We start from the raw sequence: 24,453 nt of genomic DNA, 5'->3' as shown, positions 1-24,453 counted from the left end.
GCCCCTTACAGCTTCATCAGGCTGGCGTCGTCGACCGAGGCCGAGTGGCGGGTACGGAACAGGGACACGATGATCGCGAGGCCCACCACGACCTCCGCGGCGGCGACGACCATCGTGAAGAAGGCGATGATCTGGCCGTCGAGGTTGCCGTGCATGCGGGAGAAGGCGACGAAGGCGAGGTTGCAGGCGTTGAGCATCAGCTCGACGCACATGAACAGCACGATCGCGTTCTTCCGGATGAGCACGCCGGCCGCGCCGATGGTGAACAGCAGGGCCGCCAGGTACAGGTAGTTGACCGGGTTCACTTCGAGGCCTCCTCACGGCCGAGGCGCTCCGAGGAGGCCTGCTCCAGTGCCTTGAGGTCGTCCAGCGCCTGGCCGGAGACGTCCCGGATCTGACCGCGGGCCCGCAGGGTCTGGTTGACCGTCAGCTCGGACGGGGTGCCGTCCGGCAGCAGGCCGGGGACGTCCACCGCGTTGTGCCGGGCGTAGACGCCGGGGGCGGGCAGCGGCGGGAGCTGGACGCCGTCGCGCACGCGCCGGTCGGCGAGCTCGCGCTGCGTGGCGGCCCGCTCGGTGCGCTCGCGGTGGGTGAGCACCATCGCGCCGACGGCGGCGGTGATCAGCAGCGCGCCGGTGAGCTCGAAGGCGAAGACGTACTTGGTGAAGATCAGCTGGGCCAGGCCCTCCACGTGGCCGCCGGAGTTGACCCGGCCGAGCCCGTTGAAGTGGGTGATCCCGGCGTTGCCGATGCCGGCGATCAGCAGGATGCCGAAGCCGAGTCCGCACAGGGCGGCCAGCCAGCGCTGCCCCTTGATGGTCTCCGTGAGGGAGTCCGCGGCGGTGACGCCGACGAGCATGACCACGAAGAGGAAGAGCATCATGATCGCGCCGGTGTAGACGACGATCTGGACGACGCCCAGGAAGTACGCCCCGTTGGCGAGGTAGAAGACCGCCAGGATGATCATCGTCCCGGCCAGGCTCAGCGCACTGTGGACGGCCTTCTTCATCAGGATCGTGGCCAGCGCGCCGATGACGGCGACGGTGCCGAGGATCCAGAACTGCACGGCCTCACCGGTGGAGGTGAGCGAGGTGGCCGCAGCGGCGATCGTGCTCATGCCCCCACCTCCTCGGATTCGTCCGCCGTCGTCTCGCCCTTGGACACCGCGACCTGGCGGACCGTGCCCGGGGCGGCGCCCGTCACCAGTCCGCGGTAGTAGTCCGTGTCGTCCGCGCCGGGGAAGATCGAGTGCGGTGCCTCGACCATGCCCTCGGTGAGGCCGGAGAGCAGCTGCTCCTTGGTGTAGATGAGCGCTTCGCGGCTGGAGTCGGCCAGTTCGAACTCGTTCGTCATGGTCAGCGCCCGCGTCGGGCACGCCTCGACGCACAGCCCGCACAGGATGCAGCGGGCGTAGTTGATCTGGTAGACGGCGCCGTACCGCTCACCCGGGGAGTAGCGCTCCTCCTCGGTGTTGTCCGCGCCCTCCACGTAGATCGCGTCGGCGGGACAGGCCCAGGCGCACAGTTCGCACCCGATGCACTTCTCCAGACCGTCCGGGTGCCGGTTGAGCTGATGCCGTCCGTGGAAGCGCGGAGCGGTGGTCTTCCGCTGCTCCGGGTACTGCTCGGTGAGGCGCTTCTTGAACATGGCCTTGAAGGTCACGCCGAAGCCCGCCACCGGGTTCTGCCACTTGTCGTCGGACATCTCTCAAGCCTCCTCTCGGTCACTGTCGGAATTCGTCCCGCCGCTGACGATCAGCTCCCGCTCGCCGCGGGACCTCCGGCGCGGTACGGGTGCCAGGTGCTGGCCGGGCTTGGGCGGTACGGGGAACCCGCCCGCCAGCGGGTCGAAGGGCTCGGCGTCGTGGACGGCCTCTTGGGCCGCCGCCTTCTCGCGCTTGTCGCGGAACAGGTCCACGACGAAGGAGAGGAGCAGGATCGCCACGACGGCGCCGCCGACGTAGAGGACGATCTCGCTGAAGTCATAGGCCTCGTTGCGCAGGGCGCGGACGGTGGCCACCAGCATCAGCCAGACCAGCGAGACCGGGATCAGGACCTTCCAGCCGAGCTTCATCAGCTGGTCGTAGCGCACGCGGGGCAGCGTGCCGCGGAGCCAGATGAAGAAGAAGAGGAGGAGCTGCACCTTGAGGACGAACCAGAGCATCGGCCACCAGCCGTGGTTCGCGCCCTCCCAGTAGGTGGAGATCGGCGCCGGGGCCCGCCAGCCGCCCAGGAAGAGGGTGACCGAGACCGCCGAGACGGTGACCATGTTGACGTACTCGGCCAGCATGAACAACGCGAACTTGATGGAGGAGTACTCGGTGTTGAAGCCGCCGACGAGGTCGCCCTCGGACTCCGGCATGTCGAAGGGGGCGCGGTTCGTCTCGCCGACCATCGTGATCACGTAGATGATGAAGGAGACCGGCAGCAGGATGATGTACCAGCGGTCCGCCTGGGCTTCCACGATCGCCGAGGTCGACATCGACCCGGAGTAGAGGAAGACCGAGGCGAAGGCCGCGCCCATCGCGATCTCGTACGAGATCATCTGCGCGCAGGAGCGCAGGCCGCCGAGGAGCGGGTAGGTCGAGCCGGAGGACCAGCCGGCGAGGACGATGCCGTAGATGCCGACCGAGGCCACCGCGAGGATGTAGAGCATCGCGATGGGCAGGTCGGTCAGCTGCATCGTGGTGCGCTGGCCGAAGATGGAGACCTCGTTGCCCGCGGGCCCGAAGGGGATCACCGCGATGGCCATGAAGGCCGGGATCGCCGCGATGATCGGCGCCAGGACGTAGACGACCTTGTCGGCCCGCTTGACGATCAGGTCTTCCTTCAGCATCAGCTTCACGCCGTCGGCGAGCGACTGGAGCATGCCCCAGGGGCCGTGCCGGTTGGGGCCGATGCGCAGCTGCATCCAGGCGACGACCTTGCGCTCCCACACGATGGAGAACAGCACGGTCACCATCAGGAAGGCGAAGCAGAACACCGCCTTGACGACGACGAGCCACCACACGTCGCGGCCGAAGAGGGAGAGGTCCTCCGCGGCGATCTGTACCGCGTTCACGCGTCCACCTCCGCAGTGCTGGCGCCCGCGCCGGCCGGGGTCGCCGGGCCGATGCGCACGAGGGTGCCCGGGCGGGCGCCGGTGTCGGCGAGTACGCCGGATCCGGTGGAGTTCAGCGGGAGCCAGACCACCCGGTCGGGCATCTCGGTGATCCGCAGCGGCAGCTCCACGGTTCCGGTGGGGCCGGTGACCGCGAGGACGTCGCCGCTCTTGACGCCGGTCTCGGCCGCCGTGGCCGCCGACAGCCGGGCGCTCGCCTCGTGCCGGGTGCCGGCCAGGGCGTCGTCGCCGTCCTGGAGGCGGCCCTGGTCGAGGAGGAGCCGGTGGCCCGCGAGAACCGCCTCGCCCGCTCCGGGGCGGGGCAGCGGCTCCGGGTCGGTGGACTGCTCGGAAGCGAGCGCCCCCTCCCACGGGCCGAGCCGCTCCAGCTCCCGGCGTACGGCGTGTACGTCGGGCAGGGCGATCGGCCGGCCGGCCTCGTCGGCCAGCATGTGCAGCACGCGGGAGTCGGCGGGGGCGAGGCGCCGGGTCATCTGCTCGGGCTTGAGGGAGGCCTCGAACGGCCGGACCCTGCCCTCCCAGTTGACGAACGCGCCCGGCTTCTCGACGACCGCGGCGACCGGGAACACCACGTCCGCGTGGTCGGTGACCTCGCTGGGCCGCAGTTCCAGGGAGACCACGAAGGCCTCCTGGAGCGCGGTGCGCGCGCGGGCCGGGTCGGGCAGGTCGGCGACCTCCACGCCCGCGACCAGCAGGGCGGACAGTTCGCGCGTGGCCGCGGCCTCGACGATCTGGCCGGTGTCGCGGCCGTAGCGGTGCGGGAGCTCGTCCAGGCCCCAGGCGGTGGCGACCTCGTCGCGGGCCCGCGGGTCGGTGGCCGGGCGGCCGCCGGGCAGCAGGGACGGCAGCGCGCCCGCCTCGACGGCGGCCCGCTCCCCGGCCCGGCGCGGGATCCACACGAGCTTGGCGCCGGTGGCGTTGGCGGCCCGTACGGCGGCGGTCAGCGCGCCCGGAACGCCGGCGAGGCGCTCCCCGACGACGATGACCGCGCCGGGCGCGCGCAGCGCGTCGGCGGCGGCGGTGGACCCGCCGGCCTCCAGGCCGCCGCGGGTGGCCAGCGCGTCGAGCCACGCGGGCTCGGTGCCGGGGGCGGCGGCCAGCAGGGTGCCGCCCGCCTTGGCCAGGCCCCGGGTGGCGAAGGGGGCGAGGGCGAAGGTCCGCTGCTTGTGCTTGCGGTGGGCCTTGCGCAGCCGCAGGAAGACGCCGGGGGCCTCCTCCTCGGCCTCGATGCCGGCCAGCAGCACCGCGGGCGCCGCCTCCAGCGAGGCGTACGTGACGCCGGTGCCGTCGAGGTCCTTGCCGGTGCCGGCGACGGAGGCGGCCAGGAACTCGGCCTCCTCCGCGCTGTGCACGCGGGCCCGGAAGTCGATGTCGTTGGTGTCGAGCACCACCCGCGCGAACTTGGCGTACGCGTAGGCGTCCTCGACGGTGAGCCGGCCGCCGGTCAGCACGCCGGCCCGGCCGCGCGCCCCGGCCAGCCCGTTCGCCGCGGCCTCCAGCGCCTCGGGCCAGCTGGCCGGGGCCAGGATGCCGTCGCTGCCGCGGACCAGCGGGGTGGTGAGCCGGTCCGGGCGCTGCGCGTAGCGGAACCCGAAGCGGCCCTTGTCGCAGATCCACTCCTCGTTGACCTCGGGGTCCTCGGCGGCCAGGCGGCGCAGCACCTTGCCGCGCCGGTGGTCGGTCCGGGTCGCGCAGCCGCCCGCGCAGTGCTCGCACACGCTCGGGGAGGAGACGAGGTCGAAGGGGCGGGAGCGGAACCGGTAGGCGGCCGAGGTCAGCGCGCCGACGGGGCAGATCTGGATGGTGTTGCCGGAGAAGTACGACTCGAACGGGTCGCCCTCACCGGTGCCGACCTGCTGGAGCGCGCCGCGTTCCAGGAGCTCGATCATCGGGTCGCCGGCGATCTCGTTGGAGAAGCGGGTGCAGCGCGCGCACAGCACGCACCGCTCGCGGTCCAGCAGCACCTGCGTGGAGATCGGGACGGGCTTCTCGTAGGTGCGCTTGCGGCCCTCGAAGCGGGACTCGGCGTTGCCGTGGGACATCGCCTGGTTCTGCAGCGGGCACTCGCCGCCCTTGTCGCAGACCGGGCAGTCCAGCGGGTGGTTGATGAGCAGCAGCTCCATCACCCCGCGCTGGGCCTTGTCGGCGACCTCCGATGTCAGCTGCGTCTTGACGACCATGCCGTCGGTGCAGGTGATGGTGCAGGAGGCCATCGGCTTGCGCTGGCCCTCGACCTCGACGATGCACTGGCGGCAGGCGCCGGCCGGCGAGAGGAGGGGGTGGTCGCAGAACCGGGGGATCTCGATGCCGAGCTGCTCGGCGGCCCGGATCACCAGGGTGCCCTTGGGCACCGACAGCTCGATGCCGTCGATGGTGAGGGAAACCGTGTCCTCGGCGTTCGCGGGTGGCCCGGCGGCCTCGCCGCCACCGGCCGGCGCGTTGGTGGTGATGGTCATGCGTTCACCTCCGTGTCAGCCCAGAGGGTCGACTTCTTGGGGTCGAAGGGGCAGCCCTTGCCCGTGATGTGCTGCTCGTACTCCTCGCGGAAGTATTTGAGCGAGGAGAAGATCGGGCTGGCCGCACCGTCGCCGAGGGCGCAGAAGGACTTGCCGTTGATGTTGTCGGCGATGTCGTTCAGCTTGTCGAGGTCGGACATGACGCCCTTGCCGGTCTCGATGTCGCGCAGCAGCTGGACCAGCCAGTACGTGCCCTCGCGGCAGGGGGTGCACTTGCCGCAGGACTCGTGGGCGTAGAACTCGGTCCACCGGGTGACGGCCCGCACCACGCAGGTCGTCTCGTCGAAGCACTGGAGCGCCTTGGTGCCGAGCATCGACCCGGCGGCGCCGACTCCCTCGTAGTCGAGGGGCACGTCGAGGTGCTCGTCCGTGAACATCGGGGTGGAGGAGCCGCCCGGGGTCCAGAACTTCAGCCGGTGCCCGGGGCGCATCCCGCCGCTCATGTCGAGCAGCTGGCGCAGGGTGATGCCGAGCGGGGCCTCGTACTGGCCGGGGCCGCGGACGTGTCCGGAGAGCGAGTAGAGCGTGAAGCCGGGGGACTTCTCCGTCCCCATCGCCTTGAACCAGTCCTTGCCGTTGTTCAGGATCGCGGGCACCGAGGCGATGGACTCGACGTTGTTGACGACGGTGGGGCACGCGTAGAGCCCCTCGACGGCCGGGAAGGGCGGCCGCAGCCGGGGCTGTCCGCGCCGGCCTTCGAGGGAGTCGAGCAGCGCCGTCTCCTCGCCGCAGATGTACGCGCCCGCCCCGGCGTGCACCGTGATGTCGAGGTCGAGCCCGCTGCCGAGGATGTCCTTCCCGAGGTATCCGGCCTCGTACGCCTCGCGCACCGCCTCGTGCAGGCGCCGCAGGACGGGTACGACCTCGCCGCGCAGGTAGATGAAGGCGTGCGCCGAGCGGATCGCGTAGCAGGCGATGATCATTCCCTCGATGAGGGAGTGCGGGTTGGCGAAGAGGAGCGGGATGTCCTTGCAGGTGCCCGGCTCCGACTCGTCCGCGTTCACGACGAGGTAGTGCGGCTTGCCATCGCCCTGCGGGATGAACTGCCACTTCATCCCGGTGGGGAAGCCGGCGCCGCCGCGGCCGCGCAGGCCGGAGTCCTTCACGTAGGCGATCAGGTCGTCGGGGGTCATCGCGAGCGCCTTGCGCAGGCCCTCGTACCCCTCGTGGCGCCGGTAGGTCGCCAGCGTCCACGACTGCGGGTCGTCCCAGAACGCCGACAGGACGGGCGACAGGAGCTTCTCCGGGCTGCCGCTTCCCCCGGCCTCCGGCGGGGAGGTGTCCCCGCGGCTTTCCTTCGGAGTGGACACGGTCATCACTCCCCTCCCTGGGTGGTGGTCTCGCCACGCGGGTGCACGATCGAGGTGTGCGGGGTCTCGCCGCGGGCGATGCGCAGTCCGATGAGGGAGGCGTGGCCGGCGCCGCCGGTGGCCTCCACCGCGCCCTCGCGCTCGTCCGGGAAGCCGGCCAGGATGCGGGCCGTCTCCTTGTACGTGCACAGCGGCGCGCCCCGGGTCGGCTCGACCGGGCGGCCGGCCAGCAGGTCGTCGACCATGGCCTTGGCGGACTCGGGGGTCTGGTTGTCGAAGAACTCCCAGTTCACCATCACCACGGGGGCGAAGTCGCAGGCCGCGTTGCACTCGATGTGTTCGAGGGTGACCTTGCCGTCGGGGGTGGTCTCGTTGTTGCCGACCCCGAGGTGTTCCTTCAGCTCGTCGAAGATGGCGTCGCCGCCCATCACCGCGCACAGGGTGTTCGTACAGACGCCGACCTGGTAGTCGCCGGAGGGCTTGCGCCGGTACATCGTGTAGAAGGTGGCCACGGCGGTGACCTCGGCGGTGGTCAGGCCCAGCACGTCGGCGCAGAAGCGGATGCCGGTGCGCGAGACGTAGCCCTCCTGCGACTGGATGAGGTGCAGCAGGGGCAGCAGCGCGCTGCGGCTGTCGGGATAGCGCGCGATGACCTCGACGGCGTCCGCCGCGAGCCGCTCGCGCACCTCCGCCGGGTAGTCGGGGGCGGGCAGCTGCGGCATGCCCAGTTGGATGTCGGTCATCGGTCGACGCCTCCCATCACGGGGTCGATGGAGGCGACGGCGACGATGACGTCGGCGACCTGGCCGCCTTCGCACATCGCGGCCATGGCCTGAAGGTTGGTGAAGGACGGGTCGCGGAAGTGGACCCGGTAGGGGCGGGTGCCGCCGTCGGAGACGACGTGGACGCCGAGCTCGCCCTTGGGCGATTCGACGGCCGCGTAGGCCTGCCCGGCGGGGACCCGGAAGCCCTCGGTCACCAGCTTGAAGTGGTGGATGAGGGCCTCCATGGAGGTGCCCATGATGTTCTTGATGTGGTCGAGCGAGTTGCCGAGCCCGTCGGGTCCCATGGCGAGCTGCGCCGGCCAGGCGATCTTCTTGTCGGCGACCATGACCGGACCCGGCTGCAGCCGGTCCAGACACTGCTCGACGATCCGCAGTGACTGGCGCATCTCCTCCAGGCGGATCAGGAACCGCCCGTACGAGTCGCAGGTCTCGGTGGTCGGGACGTCGAACTCGTAGGTCTCGTATCCGCAGTACGGGTCCGACTTGCGCAGGTCGTGCGGCAGGCCGGCGGAGCGGAGCACCGGGCCGGTGGCACCGAGCGCCATGGCGCCGGTGAGGTCGAGGTAGCCGACGTCCTGCATGCGGGCCTTGAAGATGGGGTTGCCGGTGGCGAGCTTGTCGTACTCCGGCAGGTTCTTCTTCATGGTCTTGACGACATCGCGCAGCTGGTCGACCGCGCCCGGGGGCAGGTCCTGGGCGAGGCCGCCGGGCCGGACGAACGCGTGGTTCATGCGCAGGCCGGTGATCAGCTCGAAGACGTCCAGGATCAGCTCGCGGTCGCGGAAGCCGTAGATCATGATCGTGGTCGCGCCCAGCTCCATGCCGCCGGTGGCGATGCACACCAGGTGGGAGGAGAGCCGGTTGAGTTCCATCAGCAGGACGCGGATGACGGTGGCGCGGTCCGGGATTTGGTCGGTGATGCCGAGGAGCTTCTCGACGCCGAGGCAGTAGGCCGTCTCGTTGAAGAACGGCGTCAGGTAGTCCATGCGCGTCACGAAGGTGGTGCCCTGCGTCCAGTTCCGGTATTCGAGGTTCTTCTCGATGCCGGTGTGCAGGTAGCCGATTCCGCAGCGGGCCTCGGTGACCGTCTCGCCGTCGATCTCCAGGATCAGGCGGAGCACTCCGTGGGTGGACGGGTGCTGGGGGCCCATGTTGACGACGATCCGCTCGTCGTCCGCGCGGGCCGCCGACTGGACGATCTCGTCCCAGTCGCCGCCGGTGACGGTGTAGACGGGGCCTTCGGTGGTCTCCCGGGAGGAGGCGTGTGAAGTGGACATCAGCTGTACGACCTCCGCTGGTCGGGAGCCGGGATCTGGGCGCCCTTGTACTCGACGGCGATGCCGCCGAGCGGGTAGTCCTTGCGCTGCGGGAAGCCCTGCCAGTCGTCCGGCATCATGATCCGCGTGAGGGCGGGGTGCCCGTCGAAGACCAGGCCGAAGAAGTCGTAGGTCTCGCGCTCGTGCCAGTCGTTGGTCGGGTAGACCGCGACCAGCGAGGGGACGTGCGGGTCGCTGTCCGGGACCGACACCTCCAGCCGCAGGATCCGTCCGTGGGTGAGCGAGCGCAGGTGGTAGACGGCGTGCAGCTCGCGCCCCTTGTCGCCGGGGAAGTGCACCCCGGAGACGCCGGTGCAGAGCTCGAAGCGCAGGGCCGGGTCGTCGCGCAGGGTGCGGGCGACGCGGACGAGGTGCTCGCGGGCGATGTGGAAGGTCAGCTCGCCCCGGTCGACCACCGTCTTCTCGATGGCGTTCCCGGGGAGCACGTCCTGCTCCTCCAAGGCCCCTTCGAGCTCGTCGGCGACCTCGTCGAAGTACGAGCCGTACGGGCGGCTGCTCGCGCCGGGCAGGGCCACGGTGCGGACCAGGCCGCCGTAGCCGCTGGTGTCACCGCCGGCCGCCGCCCCGAACATGCCCGTGCGGACGCCGATGACCTCGGGCCCCTGCGCCCTCGGAGCGGGGACGTTGCTGCCGTTCTCCGGCTCTTGGGTCTCGCTCACCGGAGCAGCCCCTTCATCTCGATGGTGGGGAGTGCCTTGAGGGCCGCCTCCTCCGCCTCGCGGGCGGCCTCTTCCCGGTTCACGCCGAGCTTGGAGCCCTGGATCTTCTGGTGGAGCTTGAGGATCGCGTCCATCAGCATCTCGGGGCGCGGCGGGCAGCCGGGGAGGTAGATGTCCACCGGGACGATGTGGTCGACGCCCTGGACGATCGCGTAGTTGTTGAACATTCCGCCCGAGGATGCGCAGACCCCCATGGAGATGACCCATTTGGGAGCGGGCATCTGGTCGTACACCTGCCGCAGCACGGGCGCCATCTTCTGGCTGACCCGGCCGGCCACGATCATCAGGTCGGCCTGGCGCGGGGAGCCGCGGAAGACCTCCATGCCGAAGCGGGCCAGGTCGTACCGGCCCGCTCCGGTGGTCATCATCTCGATGGCGCAGCAGGCGAGGCCGAAGGTCGCGGGGAAGACGGATGACTTGCGCACCCATCCCGCGGCCTGTTCGACGGTGGTCAGCAGAAAGCCGCTCGGCAGCTTCTCTTCCAGTCCCATGGAAACTTCAGCCCCTCAGTCCCATTCCAGGCCGCCGCGGCGCCAGACGTAGGCGTAGGCGACGAAGACGGTGAGCACGAAGAGCAGCATCTCCACGAGCCCGAAGATCCCCAGGGAGTCGAAGGTGACGGCCCAGGGGTAGAGGAAGACAACCTCGATGTCGAAGACGATGAAGAGCATCGCCGTCAGGTAGTACTTGATGGGGAAGCGGCCGCCGCCGGCCGGCATCGGAGTGGGCTCGATGCCGCACTCATACGCTTCGAGCTTTGCCCGGTTGTACCGTTTTGGACCGATCAGCGTGGCCATGACCACGGAGAAGATCGCAAACCCTGCGCCGAGGGCGCCGAGCACGAGGATGGGCGCGTACGCATTCACGCTCCTCGCTCCTTCCAGTCGTCCTTGACCGTTGGACCGCCGTACCGGCCGGGAGTACCGCCCAGTGGTGGACTGGGGGCGTGACCCGCCTCGCGAAGATCGTGTACATGTGAGGCAGTTCACAAGCCGGACTGCTGCGCATCTTATGCCTGCCTCTCTGTGATCTGCGACACGGGTTGCAACAACGAGTTTGTGATCTCCACCACCTGACGAACGATCATGAAGTCGGATGAGCGGTGATCTTCACACGCGAAGCATCCGGACGGTTACGAATGGTGACATCCATCGTCGTTACCGCAGGTAGAAAGCATGCCTCCACTACCAAGTGTGGCCCCTACAGGCAAATTGGCACCGGTGCGGATCAGGTGCTACCGGGATCTCGCCTACCCCGACCGGGGGACCACTCGCGTACGGAGGTGGACGCGGGGGAGAAGCCGGGGCAGAACGGACAGTCGCCCACGTGCATCCGTTCACGAGCCGCGCGACACCTTCACGGCCGGGTCACAACCGGGCCACGGTGTCCTCACGGCACGGGGTAACTATGACCTGCGTCACGGTGAATCAGCGCTTCCGAAACGGGGCTTGGCCAACTGTCCGGCGGAATGGTAGGCCGAGGATCAATTCGGACTTAATGCAGAAACGACATGATCACAGGGTTGTGACGGTGTGTCCGATTAGCCCGTTACCGCGTCAATAGGAGCGCCGACGCGCCCGGTTAGCCCCATTCGCGCGCAACTGTGGCGCAGACCACGTTTCTTGAAGCGAACCCTGACGCCCTGATAGCGCTTGTCCTCATGTCCCACACCGCTCACATACCCAGCCACCGGAAGCCCCGCCGCAGCGCCTCGAAGCTCGCGGTCCGCGCCGGAGTAGCCGGTGGCGTCCTCAGCACCCTGGCCATGGCCGGAACCGCGAGCGCGTCCCCGACCGCAGAGCCCGTGGCCGAGACGACGCTCGAGATGCCGGTCCTCGACCTGGACCTCGGCGCCGAGGTCTCCTCCGCCGTCACCACCGCCGCCGAGAACACCCGTCTGGCCGCCGTCGAGGGCGAACTGACCGCCCAGGAGGAGAGCGCCCGCACCGGCGCCGCCGCCGAGGCGAAGAAGGCCAAGGAGGACGCCCAGCAGAAGGCCGACTCCGAGAAGAAGGCGAAGGAGGAGGCCGACCGCAAGGAAGCGGCCGAGCGCGCCAACCGCAGCTCCGCCCGCTCCACGCTGGCCACCGCCTCGGCGCCCGCCTCCGGCTCCGACTCGGGCTCGAAGTCCACCTCGGGCTCCGGCAAGAGCACCGCCCCCTCCCAGGGCACGGGCACCGTCACCGCCCCGGCCACCGGCTCGGCCGCGGCCATCGTGAACTTCGCCCGCGCACAGGTCGGCAAGGCGTACGTGCTGGGCGGCACCGGCCCGTCCTCGTACGACTGCTCCGGTCTCGTGGGGGCCGCCTACCGCCAGGCCGGCATCACCCTGCCGCGCATGTCCCAGCAGCAGTCCTCGTTCGGCACCTCGGTGTCCCTGAGCGCCCTTCAGCCGGGCGACATCCTGTACTGGGGCTCCAAGGGCAACGCGTACCACGTCGCCGTCTACGTGGGCGGCGGCAAGTTCGTCGGCGCGCAGAACCCCAGCACCGGCATCGTCGAGCGCTCCCTGAGCTACGACAAGCCGACGGGCGCCGTGCGCGTCCTCTGAGCCGCTCTCCGGTCTCCGGAGCGTCAGGAAGGGCCGGTGCTCCCCCGCTCGGGGGTGGAGCACCGGCCCTTCGGCGCACCTCAGGCGACGGAGGCCGCCAGTCTGAAGCGGGCCTCGCGCTGGCGCCCGTAGAGGGCCAGCGTCTCGGCGTGCTCCTCGACGAGCCGCTCCTGGTACGCCTTCTCGACCGCGGCCCGGACGCCGACCAGGTTCACCTCGCTCTTGCACGCCACGTCGGCCCTGGCGGCCGTGACGGCCCGCGGACCGCCCTTGTCGTCCGCCAGTCCGGCCTCCTCCACGACGTCGTACGGCGTACGGATCCCCCCGTACCCGGACTTCTCCATGCAAGCCGACCACGCCGCGAGCACGGCGACGACGCGGGAGTCCCGCTCGGACCGCTCGTGGGCCTCCGAGGTCGCGTCGGGCGCCCGCCCGTCCCGGGCGCCGCGCTGCGTGCCGTTCATGACGGCGTACGCGCTGTCGCTCAGCTGCGGGGCGGGCGGCTTGGGCGGCGCGCCCCGGCCGGCGGACTTGTCGTACCCGTGCGCGGCGGCGTGGTCCGGATCGGCCAGCCCGAAGAGGTACCGGTGCCGGTCCTCGGTTGTCATTCACGCTCTTGTACATCCCGTTGCACCCGCTGTTGAAGGCGTCTCCGGAGAAGTTCGTGTCAGTCGCATAAAGATCGAAGACACAACCCGCACGCCCCGCGAGGTAAACGAGACCGAATTCCTGGTCCTCCAGGTTCCCGTCCCTCCCCATCGCCGCCGACGGCCCGGACCCGGCGAGGAGAATGGCGGCCGCCGAAACGGCGGCGACGCAGCCCGGTGCCAGCTTGCCCCTTGCCCGGTTCATCACGCGTACCTCTCTGTTCGGATGCCGAGAGGAGCACCAAAGGGATTCTCCGCCCGGCCGGATTCAACGGGCCCACGGATTACGGCGTCAAGCCGGAATCGCGCCGTGTGGGCGGGCAAGTCCCTTGTCTTGTAGGGGTGTTGCGCCATTCCGGCCGAACTGACTATTCTCGCCCGGCGCATACCCGTGCCCCGTCCCGCATGGAGGCGTACATTCCATTTCTACTGCCCCAAGGGAAGTCTCCGTGCGCGCACGCCATTTCGCTCCCCTCCTCCTCGTCTGCATTGCACTGGCGGGCTGCGGCGGCGACAAAGAACCCCTGGCGAGCGACAGTCCGCCGCCCACTGCGGCGGAAATCGCGTACTACGACTGCCTGAAGAAGGAGGGCGTGGCTGTCGTGTACACCGATTACGGCGCGCCCCGCGAGGACAAGTCGAAGCCGTGGAACGAAGCGGCGCACAAAGCCTGCGCGTCGCTGATTCCGCCGCCGCCCCCGCCGGTGCAGGCCGGCCCCGGGGAACTCGCCGCGGCGCGGAAGGAATCCGCGTGCCTGCGCGCGGAGGGAATCACCTGGTATCCGGACCCGAATCCGGTCACCGGCGACGTCGACGGCAGCGGCGCCACCGCCGAGCAGTGGGCCACCCTCAAGCAGCTGCACATCGAGGCCCTGCGCAAGTGCCGCCCCGACCGCTGACCGGGCACCGCCCGGGGCCCTGCGAAGATGGCGGGGGCGCGCCCGACCCGTCGGACCGCCCCGACCCTGGAGGTGGTGGTCCCGTGAGCGCACGACCGCACGAGTACCCCCGCGGCGGCGACCCCACCGCCGTCCCGGCCGCGCTCGGGCTCGGCTTCCTCGCCGTCGGCGGCTGGCTGCTGGCCACCGCCCGCCCCTGGCAGAAGCCCGGGAGCGCGCTGTCCCTCGGCCTCGGCTGGAGCGCCTCGGCGGTGTTCCTGCTGTGCGGTCTGGTGCTGCTGACCCGCTGCGTGCGCGCGGTGCACCGCGCCGGGGACGCCGCCGGGGGCCCGTACGAAGGCCCGTACGAAGGCCCGTACGAAGGCCCGCACCGCGGCCCGTCCGGCCCCCGGTACGGCGAAACGGGCCGCACCGGGGAGAACCCGCCTCGGCCCGCCCCGTAGGTCCGTCGGACGAGAAACTTCCTACCGCCGGTGTTACGTTTTAGGTATGAGCAGCCACGCAGCCCACCAGGCCGCCGAGCGGGCCGGTAAGAGATCCGTGTCGCTGGCGCAATCGTTGATCAAGGAAGTCGAGGAGCGCACCGGCAAGAACGGCTTCTCCTCCGTGGTGGCAGAAGCCCTGGAGGAGTGGCTCGCCGCGCAGAAGCTCCGAGAGGTCGTGACCGCCGACCGCGAGGCGTTCGGCCCCGTCTCCGCGGAAGCACGGCGGCAGGCGGAACAGGAGTGGTGAGCAAGCGCCTCAAGATCAAGGCCAAGAGCGAGGGCACTCTCGTCCTCGACGCCCAGGGGCTTTCGCTGCACGTCGACGGTGACGAGGGAATGCGGGCGCGCATCGAGGTCGCTCAGCAGAGCGGCAGACGAGTGGCACTGTCCGCTCTGACGCCGTTGGAAGTGCGCCGGACCGGAGAGGCCGCCAAGCGACTCCAGTTCCTGCTGTCGCGGTTCGACGTGAAGCCGGTCACCGACGCGGTGACGGACGCCGCCGCGAAACTGCTGGACGTCTCGGGCCTTGACGGACACGAATGCCTCGTGGACGCCCTCGTGGTCGCCACGGCCGCGCTCTGCCCGCCCCCGGTACTGCTCGTCACGTCCGACACGTCGCACATTCCGGCGCTGTGCAAGGCTGCCGAGCAGCTCCCCGGCTCGCCGAAGGTGAAGATCGTCAAAGTCTGACAGTTCAACCGTCGTACGCCGGGCCGCTCGGCCTTGTGCCGCGCGGCCCGGCCTCGCGTCATCAGGCTTTGGGTGCCACCTTCGAGAGTCCGTTGATGATGCGGTCCATCGCGTCGCCGCCCGTCGGGTCGGTCAGGTTGGCCAGCATCTTCAGCGTGAACCGCATCAGCACCGGGTGCGTCAGGCCGCGCTGGGTGGCGACCTTCATGACCTTCGGGTTGCCGATCAGCTTCACGAAGGCGCGGCCCAGCGTGTAGTAGCCGCCGTACGTCTCCTTGAGGACCTTCGGGTAGCTGTGCAAGGTCAGCTCGCGCAGCGCCGGGGTGGCGCGGGAGTGGGCCTGCACGACGACGTCGGCCGCGATCTGGCCCGACTCCATCGCGTAGGCGATGCCCTCGCCGTTGAAGGGGTTGACGAGCCCGCCCGCGTCGCCGACGAGCAGCAGGCCCTTGGTGTAGTGCGGCTGCCGGTTGAACGCCATCGGCAGGGCCGCGCCGCGGATCGGCTGCGTCATGTTCTCGGGGGTGTAGCCCCAGTCCTCGGGCATGGACGCGCACCAGGCCTTGAGGACCTCGCGCCAGTCCAGCTCCTTGAAGGCGGAGGAGGAGTTCAGGATGCCGAGGCCGACGTTGGAGGTGCCGTCGCCCATGCCGAAGATCCAGCCGTAGCCGGGCAGCAGCCGGTCCTGCGCGCCGCGCCGGTCCCACAGCTCCAGCCAGGACTCCAGGTAGTCGTCGTCGTGCCGGGGCGAGGTGAAGTACGTCCGCACGGCGACGCCCATCGGGCGGTCCTCGCGCCGGTGCAGGCCCATCGCGAGGGACAGCCGGGAGGAGTTGCCGTCGGCCGCGACGACCAGCGGGGCGCTGAAGGTGACCGGGGTCTTCTCCTCGCCGAGCTTCGCCTGCACGCCGGTGATGTGGCCGGTGCGCGGGTCGCGCACGGGCTCTCCGACGTTGCAGCGCTCGTAGAGCCGGGCGCCGGCCTTCTGGGCCTGGCGGGCCAGGGTCTCGTCGAAGTCGTCGCGCTTGCGGACGAGTCCGTAGTCCGGGTAGGAGGCGAGTTCCGGCCAGTCCAGCTGGAGGCGCTGGCCACCGCCGATGATCCGCAGGCCCTTGTTGCGCAGCCAGCCGGCCTCCTCGGAGATGTCGATGCCCATGGAGACCAGCTGCTTGGTGGCGCGCGGGGTCAGCCCGTCACCACACACCTTTTCGCGGGGGAACGCGGTCTTCTCCAGGAGCAGGACGTCCAATCCGGCCTTGGCGAGGTAGTACGCGGTGGTCGAGCCGGCGGGCCCGGCCCCGACGACGATCACGTCCGCGGAGTGTTCGGAGAGGGGCTCGGTCACTGCGGGATCTCCCGGAGGCTCGATAAAGGGTGCCCAACGGCACCGGACATGTGCAGTCTATGCAGCGAGAGAGATCGCGATCCGAAGGGTGCCTCCGATGACCACCTCGCCGACCCGGCCGCTTCCCGCCGTGCAGCTGCGCGTGCCCACCGACGAGGACGCCCGTGCCTGGCACCGGGTCTTCGACGACCCGGAGGTGATGGAGTTCCTCGGCGGGCCCGCCGAACTGTCCCTGTACGAGGAGTTCACCGCGCGCCAGCGCATGCACGACGCGCAGCTCGGCCACTGCCTGTGGACCCTGCTCGACACGGACGGCGCGGTGATCGGCTTCACGGGCGCGCAGCCGTGGCCCCGGGAGAAGGAGTGGGGACCGGTCGGGGAGATCGAGATCGGCTGGCGGCTGGGCCGCGCCGCGTGGGGCAAGGGGTACGCGTACGCCGCCGCGCTGGCCACCGTGGAGCGGGTCCGCGCGGTGGGCGTCCCGCACGTCGTCGCGATGATCAACGACGAGAACCAGCGGTCGATCGCGGTGGCGGAGCGGCTCGGCATGACCCTGGCGGACCGCTTCCTGCTCCCGGGCGGCGTGCGCCACGGCCGACGCTACGAACTGACGCTGTCCGGCAGCTGACCGCGACCGCCGTGGCGGCGGGCCCCGGGCACTGCCGACGGGCCCGGCCGGGGCCGGGGCCGAGCTGCCCGCGGCGGCGGTCAGAAGACCGACAGGCCCGTCAGGGTCGTGAAGCGGTCCAGGGCCGCCACGCCCGCGACCGAGTTGCCCTGGGCGTCCAGCCCGGGGCTCCACACGGCGACGGTGCACTGTCCGGGGACGACCGCGACGATGCCGCCGCCGACCCCGCTCTTGCCGGGCAGCCCGACGCGGTAGGCGAACTCGCCCGCCGCGTCATAGGTCCCGCAGGTCAGCATCACGGCGTTGATCTGCTTGGCCTCGCTGCGCGTCAGCAGCCGGGAGCCGTCCGCGCGCAGGCCGTGCCGGGCCAGGAAGCGGCCTGCGCGGGCCAGGTCGGCGCAGCTCATCTCGATGGAGCACTGCCAGAAGTAGTGCTCCAGCAGGGCGGGCACCGGGTTGTCGATGTTCCCGTACGAGGCCATGAAGTGCGCGACGGCGGCGTTGCGGTCGCCGTGCGCCTGCTCGGAGGCCGCGACCTCGGCGTCGAAGCCGACGTCGGGGTTGCCGCTCTCCTCCCTGAGGAAGTCGAGCAGTTCGCTGCTCGCGTCGCCGGTCAGGGTCTGGAGCCGGTCGGTGACGACGAGGGCGCCCGCGTTGATGAAGGGGTTGCGCGGGATGCCGTTCTCGTACTCCAGCTGCACGAGGGAGTTGAACGGGTTGCCGGACGGCTCCCGGCCCACCCGCTCCCACAGGCTGACGCCGCCCTCGGCCAGGGCGAGGGCGAGCGCGAACACCTTGGTGATGGACTGGGTGGAGAAGGGGACCTGCCAGTCCCCCACCCCGAAGACGTTGCCGTCGAGGTCGACGATCGCCATCCCGAACTGCGCGGGGTCCACGGACGCGAGCGCCGGGATGTACTCGGCGGGCGTCCCGCTGCCGATCAGCGGGGCGGTGTCCTCCGCGACCTGTTCCAGCAGCGTTTGGTAGTCCACGGCAGTGTCAGTCCTTGGTGCCGCGGTGCAGCGCGACGATCCCGCCGCTCAGGTTGCGCCAGGCCGCCTTCGACCAGCCGGCCTTCTGCAGCAGGGCGGCCAGCGCGGGCTGGTCGGGCCATTCCCGGATGGACTCGGCGAGGTACACGTACGCGTCGGGGTTGGAGGACACGGCGCGGGCCACGGGCGGGAGGGCCCGCATCAGGTACTCGGTGTACACCGTGCGGAAGGGCGCCCAGGTGGGCTGGGAGAACTCGCAGATGACGACCTTGCCGCCGGGCTTGGTCACCCGGTACAGCTCGCGCAGGGCGGCGTCGGTGTCCTGGACGTTGCGCAGGCCGAAGGAGATCGTGACGGTGTCGAAGGTGTCGTCCTTGAACGGCAGCTTCGTCGCGTCGCCCGCGGTCAGCGGCAGCCAGGGGTTGCGCTTCTTGCCCTCGCGGAGCATGCCGAGGGAGAAGTCGCAGGGGACGACGTACGCGCCGGTCGCGGCGAAGGGCAGCGAGGAGGTCGCGGTGCCCGCGGCGAGGTCGAGAACCTTCTGCCCGGGGCGCGCGGCGACCGCCTTGGCGACCTCCTTGCGCCACAGCCGGGCCTGGCCGAGCGAGAGGACGTCGTTGGTGAGGTCGTAGTTCGCCGCGACCCCGTCGAACATGGAGGCGACTTCGTGCGGCTGCTTGTCCAGGGAAGCCCTAGTCACTGGTGTTCGCCCCTCGGTGTGCGATGCGGATCGGCGGGTACGGGCCCATCCTCTCAGGCCGCGGCTCCCCCGGGCGCGGCGGCTCGGCCCTGGCCCTGGCACGGGGCGGCCGGGGCGCGCGGGGCGGCCGGGGCGCCTGGGGGTGGCGGGTCGCCCCGGGGGTGGCCGGGGCGCCCGGGGTGGCGGGGCGCCCGGGGTGGCGGGGCGCCCGGGGGGCCGGAGCGGCACCCCGGTGTTCGGTCTCGGCGGCGGCCACCCGGTATACCCACCCGGTCCGGGTCCCAACCGCACAACTGGCCCGAAGGCCAGTTACGCCGATGCCCCGCGGCCGCGTTGACTGGCCGGGTGCGGCCCGGGTGAGGGTCACCTCCGGAGCGTGGCCCCCGTGGCGGCCGGTCCGGCAGCGGCCGCCGAGCAAAGGGCTTCACGATGCCGGCAGGCCATTCCACCGGTCGCTCCTCCCTCAGCCCGCGCGCCCGGCGCCGGGCGCGGCGGCGGACGCGGCTACGGCGTACGATCCTCGGCTCCGCGGCGCTCCTCGCGGTCTGCGCGACCGGCTACGCGCTGGTGCCCGGGGAGGACTCCGCCGAGGTCTCCGACAAGCCGGCGGCCGCCGCCCGTACGCCGGAGGCCGGCGAGAGCCCCGCGGACGGGTCCGGTGCGGCCGCTCCGCAGGGCGGCAAGGCGGCCCCCGTGCCCGAACGCTCCTCCGCCGCCCCGTCGGCGAAGGCCCCGGTGGTGCCCAAGCCGTCCGTCGCGCCCTCGAGCGGCGCCCCGGCGACCCCGGTCGTCCCGGCCTCCGGTCCGGGCATCTTCAAGCCCTCCGCCGCCGCCGGGCAGCCGCAGGGCAAGGGGACCCCGCTGCGCTGGCGGATCGAGGTCGAGGAGAACAGCGGCATCGACCCGGACACGGCCGCCCGCTCCGTCGAGACGATCCTCGGCGACCCCCGCGGCTGGACCAGAGACCCGGCGTACGCCTTCCAGCTGGTCGGGGCGGGCCAGCCGGTCGACTTCACCGTCAAGATCGCCACGCCCGCCACCACCGACCGGCTGTGCGAGGTGGTCACCCCCGAGCTGATCGGCGAGACCAACTGCCGGGCCGGGCACACCGTCGTGGTGAACCTCAAGCGCTGGCAGGAGGGATCACCGCAGTTCAACGGCCCGGTCGAGGAGTACCGCGCGCTCATCGTGAACCACGAGGTCGGGCACGAGATCGGCCGCGACCACGAGACCTGCCCGGGCCCCGGCCAGCCCGCTCCGGCGATGATGCAGCAGATCAAGGGGCTCCTGGGCTGTACGGCCAATGCCTGGCCGTACAGTGCGGACGGAACTTATCTGTCGGGCCCGAGCGTCCCATAACCGGGAGGGCCGGCCATCGGATGGGCCGGCCGGGGGCCGAGGAGTGGAAACCGTGCGCGTCGTCAGCTTCAGCGTCCCCGCGTGGTTCCCCCCGCAGGGGGAGCAGGCCCGGCCCCGGGCCCAGCTGACCGAGCAGGAGTCGGCCGTGTTCCTGTGCCTGGCCACCGGCGCCTCCAACGCCGAACTCGCGGTCGAGCTGCGGCTGTCCGTCAGCACGGTCAAGTTCCACGTGGTGAACATACGGGCCAAGCTGGGCGGGATCAGCCGGCTCCAGGCCTGCCTGCTGGCGGCCCTGGCCCGCGAGGACCTGCGCACGGATCTCCCGGACGCGGACCTGCCGGACGCGGACCTCCCGGACGCGGACCTCCCGGACGCGGACCTCCCGGTCGTCGCCCAGAACCTCACCGCAGCCCTCGCCCCGCCCCTCGCGCCAGGCGGCCCGCTCAGCGGCGGCGGTGCAGCAGCCGTCCCCCGATGACCGTGGCCACGCAGCTGGTCGCGCCCCGCTCCAGCAGCTCCGCCGGGTCCGCGGCCGCGAAGACCGCGAACCGGGCCGGGACGCCCGGCTCCAGCACCCCGTGGAACGCCTCCTCGACGGAGCCCCGCCCGGCGAACGGGTCCAGGGACGGGGGAGGTGTGCCCGGCGCGGCCGCCGCCGGGGGCAGGATCGTCAGCCCCGAGCGGACCACGGCCGTGCGCACCGCCCCGATCGTGAACCGGCCGGTGAGCGCCGTCACCCCGCGCGCGAGAAGCTTCTGCGTACCGCGCCGGGCGCTGTGGCCCCACCGCGCCTCGGTCATCTTCAGCCCGGCCAGCGCGGCGTCACCGTTGACCGGTTCCGTGCCGAGTTCGGCGACCTCGTACGGGTCGTCCGGGTAGTAGGTGCGCTCCAGCAGCTCGTCCGCGCCCCGCACCAGCAGCCCCGGGGTGAGCACCCCGGGCCAGCGCCGGCAGCGGGCGTGCGGGTACGCCGCGGCGAGGTCCGCGTACGGCCCCACGCGGGCGATCCGGTCCCCTTCGACGAGGACCGCGCCACCGGGCACCGGGGCGGAGCCCGGCCCGGTGACGAGGTGTTCGGCGGTGTGAAGCGTCAGCACGGCGGGGTCAGTTGGTCGAGATGAGCTTCAACTCGGGGTGCGCCGTGCCGCCCTCGATCGCGGTGGAGGAGATGTGCGAGACCACGCGGTCGTCGGCCGGGTCGTTCGCCGGGTCGCCGTGCACCAGCAGGTGCTCGTACGTGGTCGCGCGCTGCGCCGGGGTGCGGCCCGCCTTGCGGATCAGGTCGATGATCTCCTGGCGGTTCGAGCGGTGCTTGGCACCGGCCGAGGAGACGACGTTCTCCTCCAGCATGATCGACCCGAGGTCGTCGGCGCCGTAGTGCAGCGAGAGCTGGCCCGCCTCCTTGCCCACGGTCAGCCAGGAGCCCTGGATGTGGGCGATGTTGTCGAGGAAGAGGCGCGCGATCGCGATCATGCGGAGGTACTCGAAGATCGTCGCCTGGGTGCGGCCCTTGAGCTTGTTGTTCTCGGGCTGGTAGGTGTACGGGATGAAGGCGCGGAAGCCGCCCGTACGGTCCTGGGTGTCCCGGATCATCGCGATGTGCTCGATGCGCTCGGCGTTGGTCTCGCCGGTGCCCATCAGCATGGTGGAGGTGGACTCCACGCCCAGCCGGTGGGCGATCTCCATGATCTCCAGCCAGCGCTCGCCGGACTCCTTGAGGGGGGCGATGGCCGTGCGCGGCCGCTCCGGCAGCAGCTCGGCGCCGGCACCCGCGAAGGAGTCGAGGCCGGCCGCGTGGATGCGGGCGATGGCCTCCTCGGCGGTGACGCCGGAGATGCGGGCCATGTGCTCGACCTCGGACGCGCCGAGGGAGTGGATGACCAGCTGCGGGAAGGCCTTCTTGATGGCGGCGAAGTGCTCTTCGTAGTATTCGACGCCGTAGTCCGGGTGGTGCCCGCCCTGGAACATGATCTGGGTGCCGCCGAGTTCGACGGTCTCCGCGCAGCGGCGCAGGATGTCCTCGAGGTCGCGCGACCAGCCCTTCTTCTCGTCCTTGGGGGCCGCGTAGAAGGCACAGAACTTGCACGCGGTGACGCACACGTTCGTGTAGTTGATGTTCCGCTCGATGATGTACGTCGCGATGTGCTCGGTGCCGGCGTAGCGGCGGCGGCGCACCGCGTCGGCGGCCTGGCCGAGCGCGTGCAGCGGCGCGTGCCGGTAGAGGTCGAGCGCCTCTTCCTTGGTGATCCGGCCCCCTGCGGCGGCGCGGTCGAGGACAGACTGGAGAGCGGCCTGGTCGGTCACCGGTGCGTCACCTTTCGGCGGTGTGTCAAGGTCCGGACCGATCCAGCGTACGCCAGCGCCGACGCGGGCCCGTCAGGGGCTTCGGGTGAGGTCTCCCTCGGGGTTTCCGGCCGCCCTGTCCCCCGACCTGTAGTGCAGCGTTCCGCCCGGGTTGAGGGTGAAGCGTTCGTCGGCGGAGCCGCCGGAGCAGATGCCGGGGGCCGGGTTGGGGCCGCCGGAGGTGTCCAGGACGAGGGAGCGGTCGGTGGCGGAGGCCAGCTTCCAGTCCCCGCCGCAGTCGGTGCCGAGGACCGGGACGACGGACTTGTCCCGGCCGACGACCGCACCGACCCGGCCCGCCCTGATGGTGATCTCGAACTCGGCGGGGACCCCCCTGTTGGTGGTGACCGGGCCCTTCCAGGTGCCGACGAGCTCCTTCGGGACCTCGTCGCGGCTCCCCGCGGGCGGCTGGGAACTGGTGGTCGGGCCGGTGCTCGCGCCCGGGCTGTCGCTCGGGCGCGGGGTGCCCGGCGGCGCGCTGCCGGCCGGGGCGGGTGTCAGGGAGGCGGAGGGGCGGGTGTCGCCGGCCACGTCGCGGCCCCCGTCGCCCCCGCCGGGCAGCAGGCCGAGCCCGTACAGGCCGCCGGAGACCGCCGCCAGGACGGCGGCCGCGGCGAGCACCACGGTGCAGCTGAACCGCCGTCCGGCGGCGGTCACGCTGAGCTGCCGCCCCTCGGGGGCGCTCCGGGGGCCGGGCACGCCCGCCTCCGCGGCCGCGGCGGGCCCGGTGGGGCCGTCGGGGCCGTCGGGGCCGTCGGGGCCGTCGGGGCCGGTGCGTCCCGGGTCCGGCCTCCCGTACGGGCCCGCTGTCGCGGGACGCGGCCCGGAGCCGGTCCCGGCCGGGCCGTAGGGGTCCCCGTACGAGGGGTCCGGCGCCCCGAAGCCGGCGCCGGGGGCGGCCGCGCCGCCGTAGGAGGGGGTGGTGAAGGGCACCGGTCCCGAGGGGTGCTCGGGAGCCGCCGCGTCCAGGTCGAGCAGGGCCACCGCGGCCCGGCTGGCCGCTTCGACGAGGGGCCCCGGGAGCCAGCCCGGGGTGCCCGGGGCGTCGCCGAGGGCCGCCGCGACATCCTCGGGGGCGGGCCGGTCGGCGCCCGTCTTGGCCAGGCAGGCACCGATCAGCTCGCGGAGCTGCCCGGCGGGGACGTCGCCCAGCTCGGGCGGTTCGTGGACGACTTTGTAGAGGAGGGTGGCGGAGTTGTCCCCGGTGAACGGCGGCCGCCCGGTCGCCGCGAAGGCCAGCACCGCGCCGAGGGAGAAGACGTCGGCCGCGCCGGTGATCCCCTTGCCGAGGATCTGCTCGGGCGACATGTAGCCGGGCGAGCCGATGGAGACCCCGGTGGAGGTGAGGGAGGCCGTCCCGTCGGTGGCGCGGGCGATCCCGAAGTCGATGAGCCGGGGCCCGTCGAGGGTCAGCATCACGTTGGAGGGCTTCACGTCCCGGTGGACGAGGCCCAGCCCGTGTACGGCGACCAGGGCGCGGGCGAGCCCGGCGCCGATGGCCCGTACCGAGGTCTCGGGCAGCGGACCGTACGAGGCGAGCGCCCGGTCCAGGGAGGGTCCGGCCACGTATCCGGTGGCCACCCACGGCACGGCCGCGTCGGGGTCCGCGTCCAGGACGGGCGCGGTCCACTCGCCGCCCACCCGCCGGGCCGCCTCGACCTCGCGGCGGAACCGGGCCCGGAACTCCTCGTCGGCGGCGAAGTGCGGGTGCACGATCTTCACGGCGACGGTCCGGCCGCCCGCGCTGCGCCCCAGGTAGACCCGGCCCATGCCACCCGCGCCGAGCCGGCCGAGCAGCCGGTACGCGCCGATGGTCCGCGGTTCGCCGGCTTCGAGCGGCTGCATCGCGTCCCCCTCCCCCGAGTTCCCGGACCGGGCCTCGCACGGTCCGGCCCCTGAAGCACCTTAGGGGGTTGCGGGGCCCGGCGGCCCGGGTCCGGGCTTTCCCGCGGCGCCGCTCTTCTCCGGTCCGCATTCCCTTTCCGCATTCCCCCGGGGTGACCGGAATGCGAAAAGAGAGGGAATTC

At 71.6% G+C, this 24,453-nt stretch carries 26 protein-coding genes; 8 read left to right on the top strand and 18 right to left on the bottom strand.

Features of this window, described 5'->3' with window-relative positions; genetic code table 11:
- Positions 1-5: 5 nt before the first annotated feature.
- Genes nuoK through OTB16_RS29675 form a run of 11 tightly spaced genes read right to left on the bottom strand, consistent with a single transcriptional unit; the run spans position 6 to position 10,653 of the window.
- The gene (gene nuoK / locus OTB16_RS29725) at positions 6-305 is read right to left on the bottom strand and encodes an NADH-quinone oxidoreductase subunit NuoK (protein ID WP_030864698.1); all 300 of its coding nucleotides are present in this window, start codon (positions 303-305) and stop codon (positions 6-8) included.
- Positions 302-1,117, bottom strand: coding sequence for an NADH-quinone oxidoreductase subunit J (locus OTB16_RS29720; RefSeq protein WP_267724086.1), 816 nt, complete (start codon positions 1,115-1,117; stop codon positions 302-304). The genes nuoK and OTB16_RS29720 overlap by 4 nt, the downstream gene beginning before the upstream one ends.
- Positions 1,114-1,704: an NADH-quinone oxidoreductase subunit NuoI gene (nuoI, locus tag OTB16_RS29715; protein WP_267724084.1), complete on the bottom strand. Its 591-nt coding sequence runs from the start codon at positions 1,702-1,704 to the stop codon at positions 1,114-1,116. The genes OTB16_RS29720 and nuoI overlap by 4 nt, the downstream gene beginning before the upstream one ends.
- 3 nt (positions 1,705-1,707) lie before the next feature.
- Positions 1,708-3,060 carry an NADH-quinone oxidoreductase subunit NuoH gene (gene nuoH, locus OTB16_RS29710; RefSeq protein ID WP_267724082.1) on the bottom strand — a complete coding sequence of 451 codons (1,353 nt, stop codon included), beginning with the start codon at positions 3,058-3,060 and terminating at the stop codon, positions 1,708-1,710.
- Positions 3,057-5,576 (bottom strand): NADH-quinone oxidoreductase subunit G, encoded by a 2,520-nt coding sequence (locus OTB16_RS29705; RefSeq protein ID WP_267724080.1) that lies wholly within the window; start codon positions 5,574-5,576, stop codon positions 3,057-3,059. The genes nuoH and OTB16_RS29705 overlap by 4 nt, the downstream gene beginning before the upstream one ends.
- The gene (nuoF, locus tag OTB16_RS29700; RefSeq protein WP_267724078.1) at positions 5,573-6,952 is read right to left on the bottom strand and encodes an NADH-quinone oxidoreductase subunit NuoF; all 1,380 of its coding nucleotides are present in this window, start codon (positions 6,950-6,952) and stop codon (positions 5,573-5,575) included. The genes OTB16_RS29705 and nuoF overlap by 4 nt, the downstream gene beginning before the upstream one ends.
- Entirely contained in the window at positions 6,952-7,689 is a 738-nt protein-coding gene (gene nuoE / locus OTB16_RS29695) for an NADH-quinone oxidoreductase subunit NuoE (RefSeq protein WP_267724076.1), read from the bottom strand. Before nuoE ends, nuoF begins: the two co-directional genes overlap by 1 nt.
- Positions 7,686-9,008 carry an NADH-quinone oxidoreductase subunit D gene (locus tag OTB16_RS29690; protein WP_267724074.1) on the bottom strand — a complete coding sequence of 441 codons (1,323 nt, stop codon included), beginning with the start codon at positions 9,006-9,008 and terminating at the stop codon, positions 7,686-7,688. Before OTB16_RS29690 ends, nuoE begins: the two co-directional genes overlap by 4 nt.
- Positions 9,008-9,727: an NADH-quinone oxidoreductase subunit C gene (locus OTB16_RS29685; RefSeq protein ID WP_267724072.1), complete on the bottom strand. Its 720-nt coding sequence runs from the start codon at positions 9,725-9,727 to the stop codon at positions 9,008-9,010. The genes OTB16_RS29690 and OTB16_RS29685 overlap by 1 nt, the downstream gene beginning before the upstream one ends.
- Positions 9,724-10,278, bottom strand: coding sequence for a NuoB/complex I 20 kDa subunit family protein (locus OTB16_RS29680; protein WP_007265818.1), 555 nt, complete (start codon positions 10,276-10,278; stop codon positions 9,724-9,726). The genes OTB16_RS29685 and OTB16_RS29680 overlap by 4 nt, the downstream gene beginning before the upstream one ends.
- A gap of 15 nt (positions 10,279-10,293) precedes the next feature.
- Positions 10,294-10,653, bottom strand: coding sequence for an NADH-quinone oxidoreductase subunit A (locus OTB16_RS29675; RefSeq protein WP_030010013.1), 360 nt, complete (start codon positions 10,651-10,653; stop codon positions 10,294-10,296).
- A gap of 794 nt (positions 10,654-11,447) precedes the next feature.
- Between OTB16_RS29675 and OTB16_RS29670 the strand changes: the two genes are divergently transcribed.
- Complete coding sequence (locus tag OTB16_RS29670) at positions 11,448-12,338, top strand: C40 family peptidase (protein WP_267724062.1); 891 nt, start codon at positions 11,448-11,450, stop codon at positions 12,336-12,338.
- An 80-nt stretch (positions 12,339-12,418) separates the two neighbouring features.
- Here the strand turns inward: OTB16_RS29670 and OTB16_RS29665 are convergent, their stop codons facing one another.
- Positions 12,419-12,946, bottom strand: a complete 528-nt coding sequence (locus tag OTB16_RS29665) for a hypothetical protein (RefSeq protein WP_267724060.1) — start codon at positions 12,944-12,946, stop codon at positions 12,419-12,421.
- A 488-nt stretch (positions 12,947-13,434) separates the two neighbouring features.
- Here OTB16_RS29665 and OTB16_RS29660 point away from each other — a divergent pair, with 488 nt between their 5' ends.
- The 4 genes from OTB16_RS29660 (at position 13,435) to OTB16_RS29645 (ending at position 15,059) form a co-directional block, all read left to right on the top strand.
- Positions 13,435-13,884, top strand: a complete 450-nt coding sequence (locus OTB16_RS29660; protein ID WP_267724058.1) for a hypothetical protein — start codon at positions 13,435-13,437, stop codon at positions 13,882-13,884.
- A gap of 83 nt (positions 13,885-13,967) precedes the next feature.
- Positions 13,968-14,327 carry a hypothetical protein gene (locus OTB16_RS29655; protein WP_267724056.1) on the top strand — a complete coding sequence of 120 codons (360 nt, stop codon included), beginning with the start codon at positions 13,968-13,970 and terminating at the stop codon, positions 14,325-14,327.
- Between the two features lie 46 nt (positions 14,328-14,373).
- The gene (locus OTB16_RS29650) at positions 14,374-14,616 is read left to right on the top strand and encodes a hypothetical protein (protein WP_267724054.1); all 243 of its coding nucleotides are present in this window, start codon (positions 14,374-14,376) and stop codon (positions 14,614-14,616) included.
- On the top strand, positions 14,613-15,059 hold the full coding sequence (locus OTB16_RS29645; protein WP_267724052.1) for a PIN domain-containing protein: 447 nt from the start codon (positions 14,613-14,615) through the stop codon (positions 15,057-15,059). Before OTB16_RS29650 ends, OTB16_RS29645 begins: the two co-directional genes overlap by 4 nt.
- 61 nt (positions 15,060-15,120) lie before the next feature.
- Here the strand turns inward: OTB16_RS29645 and OTB16_RS29640 are convergent, their stop codons facing one another.
- The gene (locus OTB16_RS29640) at positions 15,121-16,404 is read right to left on the bottom strand and encodes a geranylgeranyl reductase family protein (RefSeq protein ID WP_267724050.1); all 1,284 of its coding nucleotides are present in this window, start codon (positions 16,402-16,404) and stop codon (positions 15,121-15,123) included.
- 97 nt (positions 16,405-16,501) lie between these two features.
- On the opposite strand from OTB16_RS29640, the gene OTB16_RS29635 reads away from it, so the two are divergent.
- Positions 16,502-17,032: a GNAT family N-acetyltransferase gene (locus OTB16_RS29635; protein WP_267724048.1), complete on the top strand. Its 531-nt coding sequence runs from the start codon at positions 16,502-16,504 to the stop codon at positions 17,030-17,032.
- 80 nt (positions 17,033-17,112) lie between these two features.
- Here OTB16_RS29635 and OTB16_RS29630 read toward each other — a convergent pair whose 3' ends face one another.
- Positions 17,113-18,024, bottom strand: coding sequence for a glutaminase (locus OTB16_RS29630; RefSeq protein WP_267724046.1), 912 nt, complete (start codon positions 18,022-18,024; stop codon positions 17,113-17,115).
- Positions 18,025-18,031: 7 nt separating this feature from the next.
- Entirely contained in the window at positions 18,032-18,724 is a 693-nt protein-coding gene (locus OTB16_RS29625) for a demethylmenaquinone methyltransferase (protein ID WP_267724044.1), read from the bottom strand.
- Between the two features lie 429 nt (positions 18,725-19,153).
- Between OTB16_RS29625 and OTB16_RS29620 the strand changes: the two genes are divergently transcribed.
- Together OTB16_RS29620 and OTB16_RS29615 are read left to right on the top strand one after the other, a co-directional pair.
- Complete coding sequence (locus tag OTB16_RS29620; protein ID WP_267724042.1) at positions 19,154-20,083, top strand: DUF3152 domain-containing protein; 930 nt, start codon at positions 19,154-19,156, stop codon at positions 20,081-20,083.
- A gap of 52 nt (positions 20,084-20,135) precedes the next feature.
- Positions 20,136-20,561, top strand: a complete 426-nt coding sequence (locus OTB16_RS29615) for a helix-turn-helix domain-containing protein (RefSeq protein ID WP_267724040.1) — start codon at positions 20,136-20,138, stop codon at positions 20,559-20,561.
- On the opposite strand, the gene OTB16_RS29610 is transcribed toward OTB16_RS29615, so the two are convergent.
- From OTB16_RS29610 to OTB16_RS29600, 3 genes are all read right to left on the bottom strand, one after another.
- Positions 20,527-21,180, bottom strand: coding sequence for an imidazolonepropionase-like domain-containing protein (locus OTB16_RS29610; protein WP_267724039.1), 654 nt, complete (start codon positions 21,178-21,180; stop codon positions 20,527-20,529). The two genes, OTB16_RS29615 and OTB16_RS29610, sit on opposite strands and share 35 nt — an antisense overlap.
- Positions 21,181-21,187: 7 nt before the next feature.
- The gene (gene mqnC, locus OTB16_RS29605) at positions 21,188-22,387 is read right to left on the bottom strand and encodes a cyclic dehypoxanthinyl futalosine synthase (protein ID WP_267724037.1); all 1,200 of its coding nucleotides are present in this window, start codon (positions 22,385-22,387) and stop codon (positions 21,188-21,190) included.
- Between the two features lie 72 nt (positions 22,388-22,459).
- Positions 22,460-24,271 (bottom strand): serine/threonine-protein kinase, encoded by a 1,812-nt coding sequence (locus OTB16_RS29600; protein WP_267724035.1) that lies wholly within the window; start codon positions 24,269-24,271, stop codon positions 22,460-22,462.
- Positions 24,272-24,453: the final 182 nt, after the last annotated feature.

It is taken from the genome of Streptomyces antarcticus, assembly GCF_026627255.1.
In the GTDB taxonomy this organism is placed as follows: domain Bacteria; phylum Actinomycetota; class Actinomycetes; order Streptomycetales; family Streptomycetaceae; genus Streptomyces; species Streptomyces antarcticus.
Note: the sequence above shows the minus strand (reverse complement) of the source record. Positions and strands in the feature narration are given on the sequence as shown.

Bases quoted from the DNA above. Each gene is read 5' to 3' on its own strand.
- OTB16_RS29720 (WP_267724086.1), bottom strand. From the start codon at position 1,117: ATGAGCACGATCGCCGCTGCGGCCACCTCGCTCACCTCCACCGGTGAG.
- nuoI (WP_267724084.1), bottom strand. From the start codon at position 1,704: ATGTCCGACGACAAGTGGCAGAACCCGGTGGCGGGCTTCGGCGTGACC.
- OTB16_RS29705 (WP_267724080.1), bottom strand. From the start codon at position 5,576: ATGACCATCACCACCAACGCGCCGGCCGGTGGCGGCGAGGCCGCCGGG.
- nuoF (WP_267724078.1), bottom strand. From the start codon at position 6,952: ATGACCGTGTCCACTCCGAAGGAAAGCCGCGGGGACACCTCCCCGCCG.
- nuoE (WP_267724076.1), bottom strand. From the start codon at position 7,689: ATGACCGACATCCAACTGGGCATGCCGCAGCTGCCCGCCCCCGACTAC.
- OTB16_RS29690 (WP_267724074.1), bottom strand. From the start codon at position 9,008: ATGTCCACTTCACACGCCTCCTCCCGGGAGACCACCGAAGGCCCCGTC.
- OTB16_RS29680 (WP_007265818.1), bottom strand. From the start codon at position 10,278: ATGGGACTGGAAGAGAAGCTGCCGAGCGGCTTTCTGCTGACCACCGTC.
- OTB16_RS29670 (WP_267724062.1), top strand. From the start codon at position 11,448: ATGTCCCACACCGCTCACATACCCAGCCACCGGAAGCCCCGCCGCAGC.
- OTB16_RS29665 (WP_267724060.1), bottom strand. From the start codon at position 12,946: ATGACAACCGAGGACCGGCACCGGTACCTCTTCGGGCTGGCCGATCCG.
- OTB16_RS29650 (WP_267724054.1), top strand. From the start codon at position 14,374: ATGAGCAGCCACGCAGCCCACCAGGCCGCCGAGCGGGCCGGTAAGAGA.
- OTB16_RS29635 (WP_267724048.1), top strand. From the start codon at position 16,502: ATGACCACCTCGCCGACCCGGCCGCTTCCCGCCGTGCAGCTGCGCGTG.
- OTB16_RS29620 (WP_267724042.1), top strand. From the start codon at position 19,154: ATGCCGGCAGGCCATTCCACCGGTCGCTCCTCCCTCAGCCCGCGCGCC.
- OTB16_RS29600 (WP_267724035.1), bottom strand. From the start codon at position 24,271: ATGCAGCCGCTCGAAGCCGGCGAACCGCGGACCATCGGCGCGTACCGG.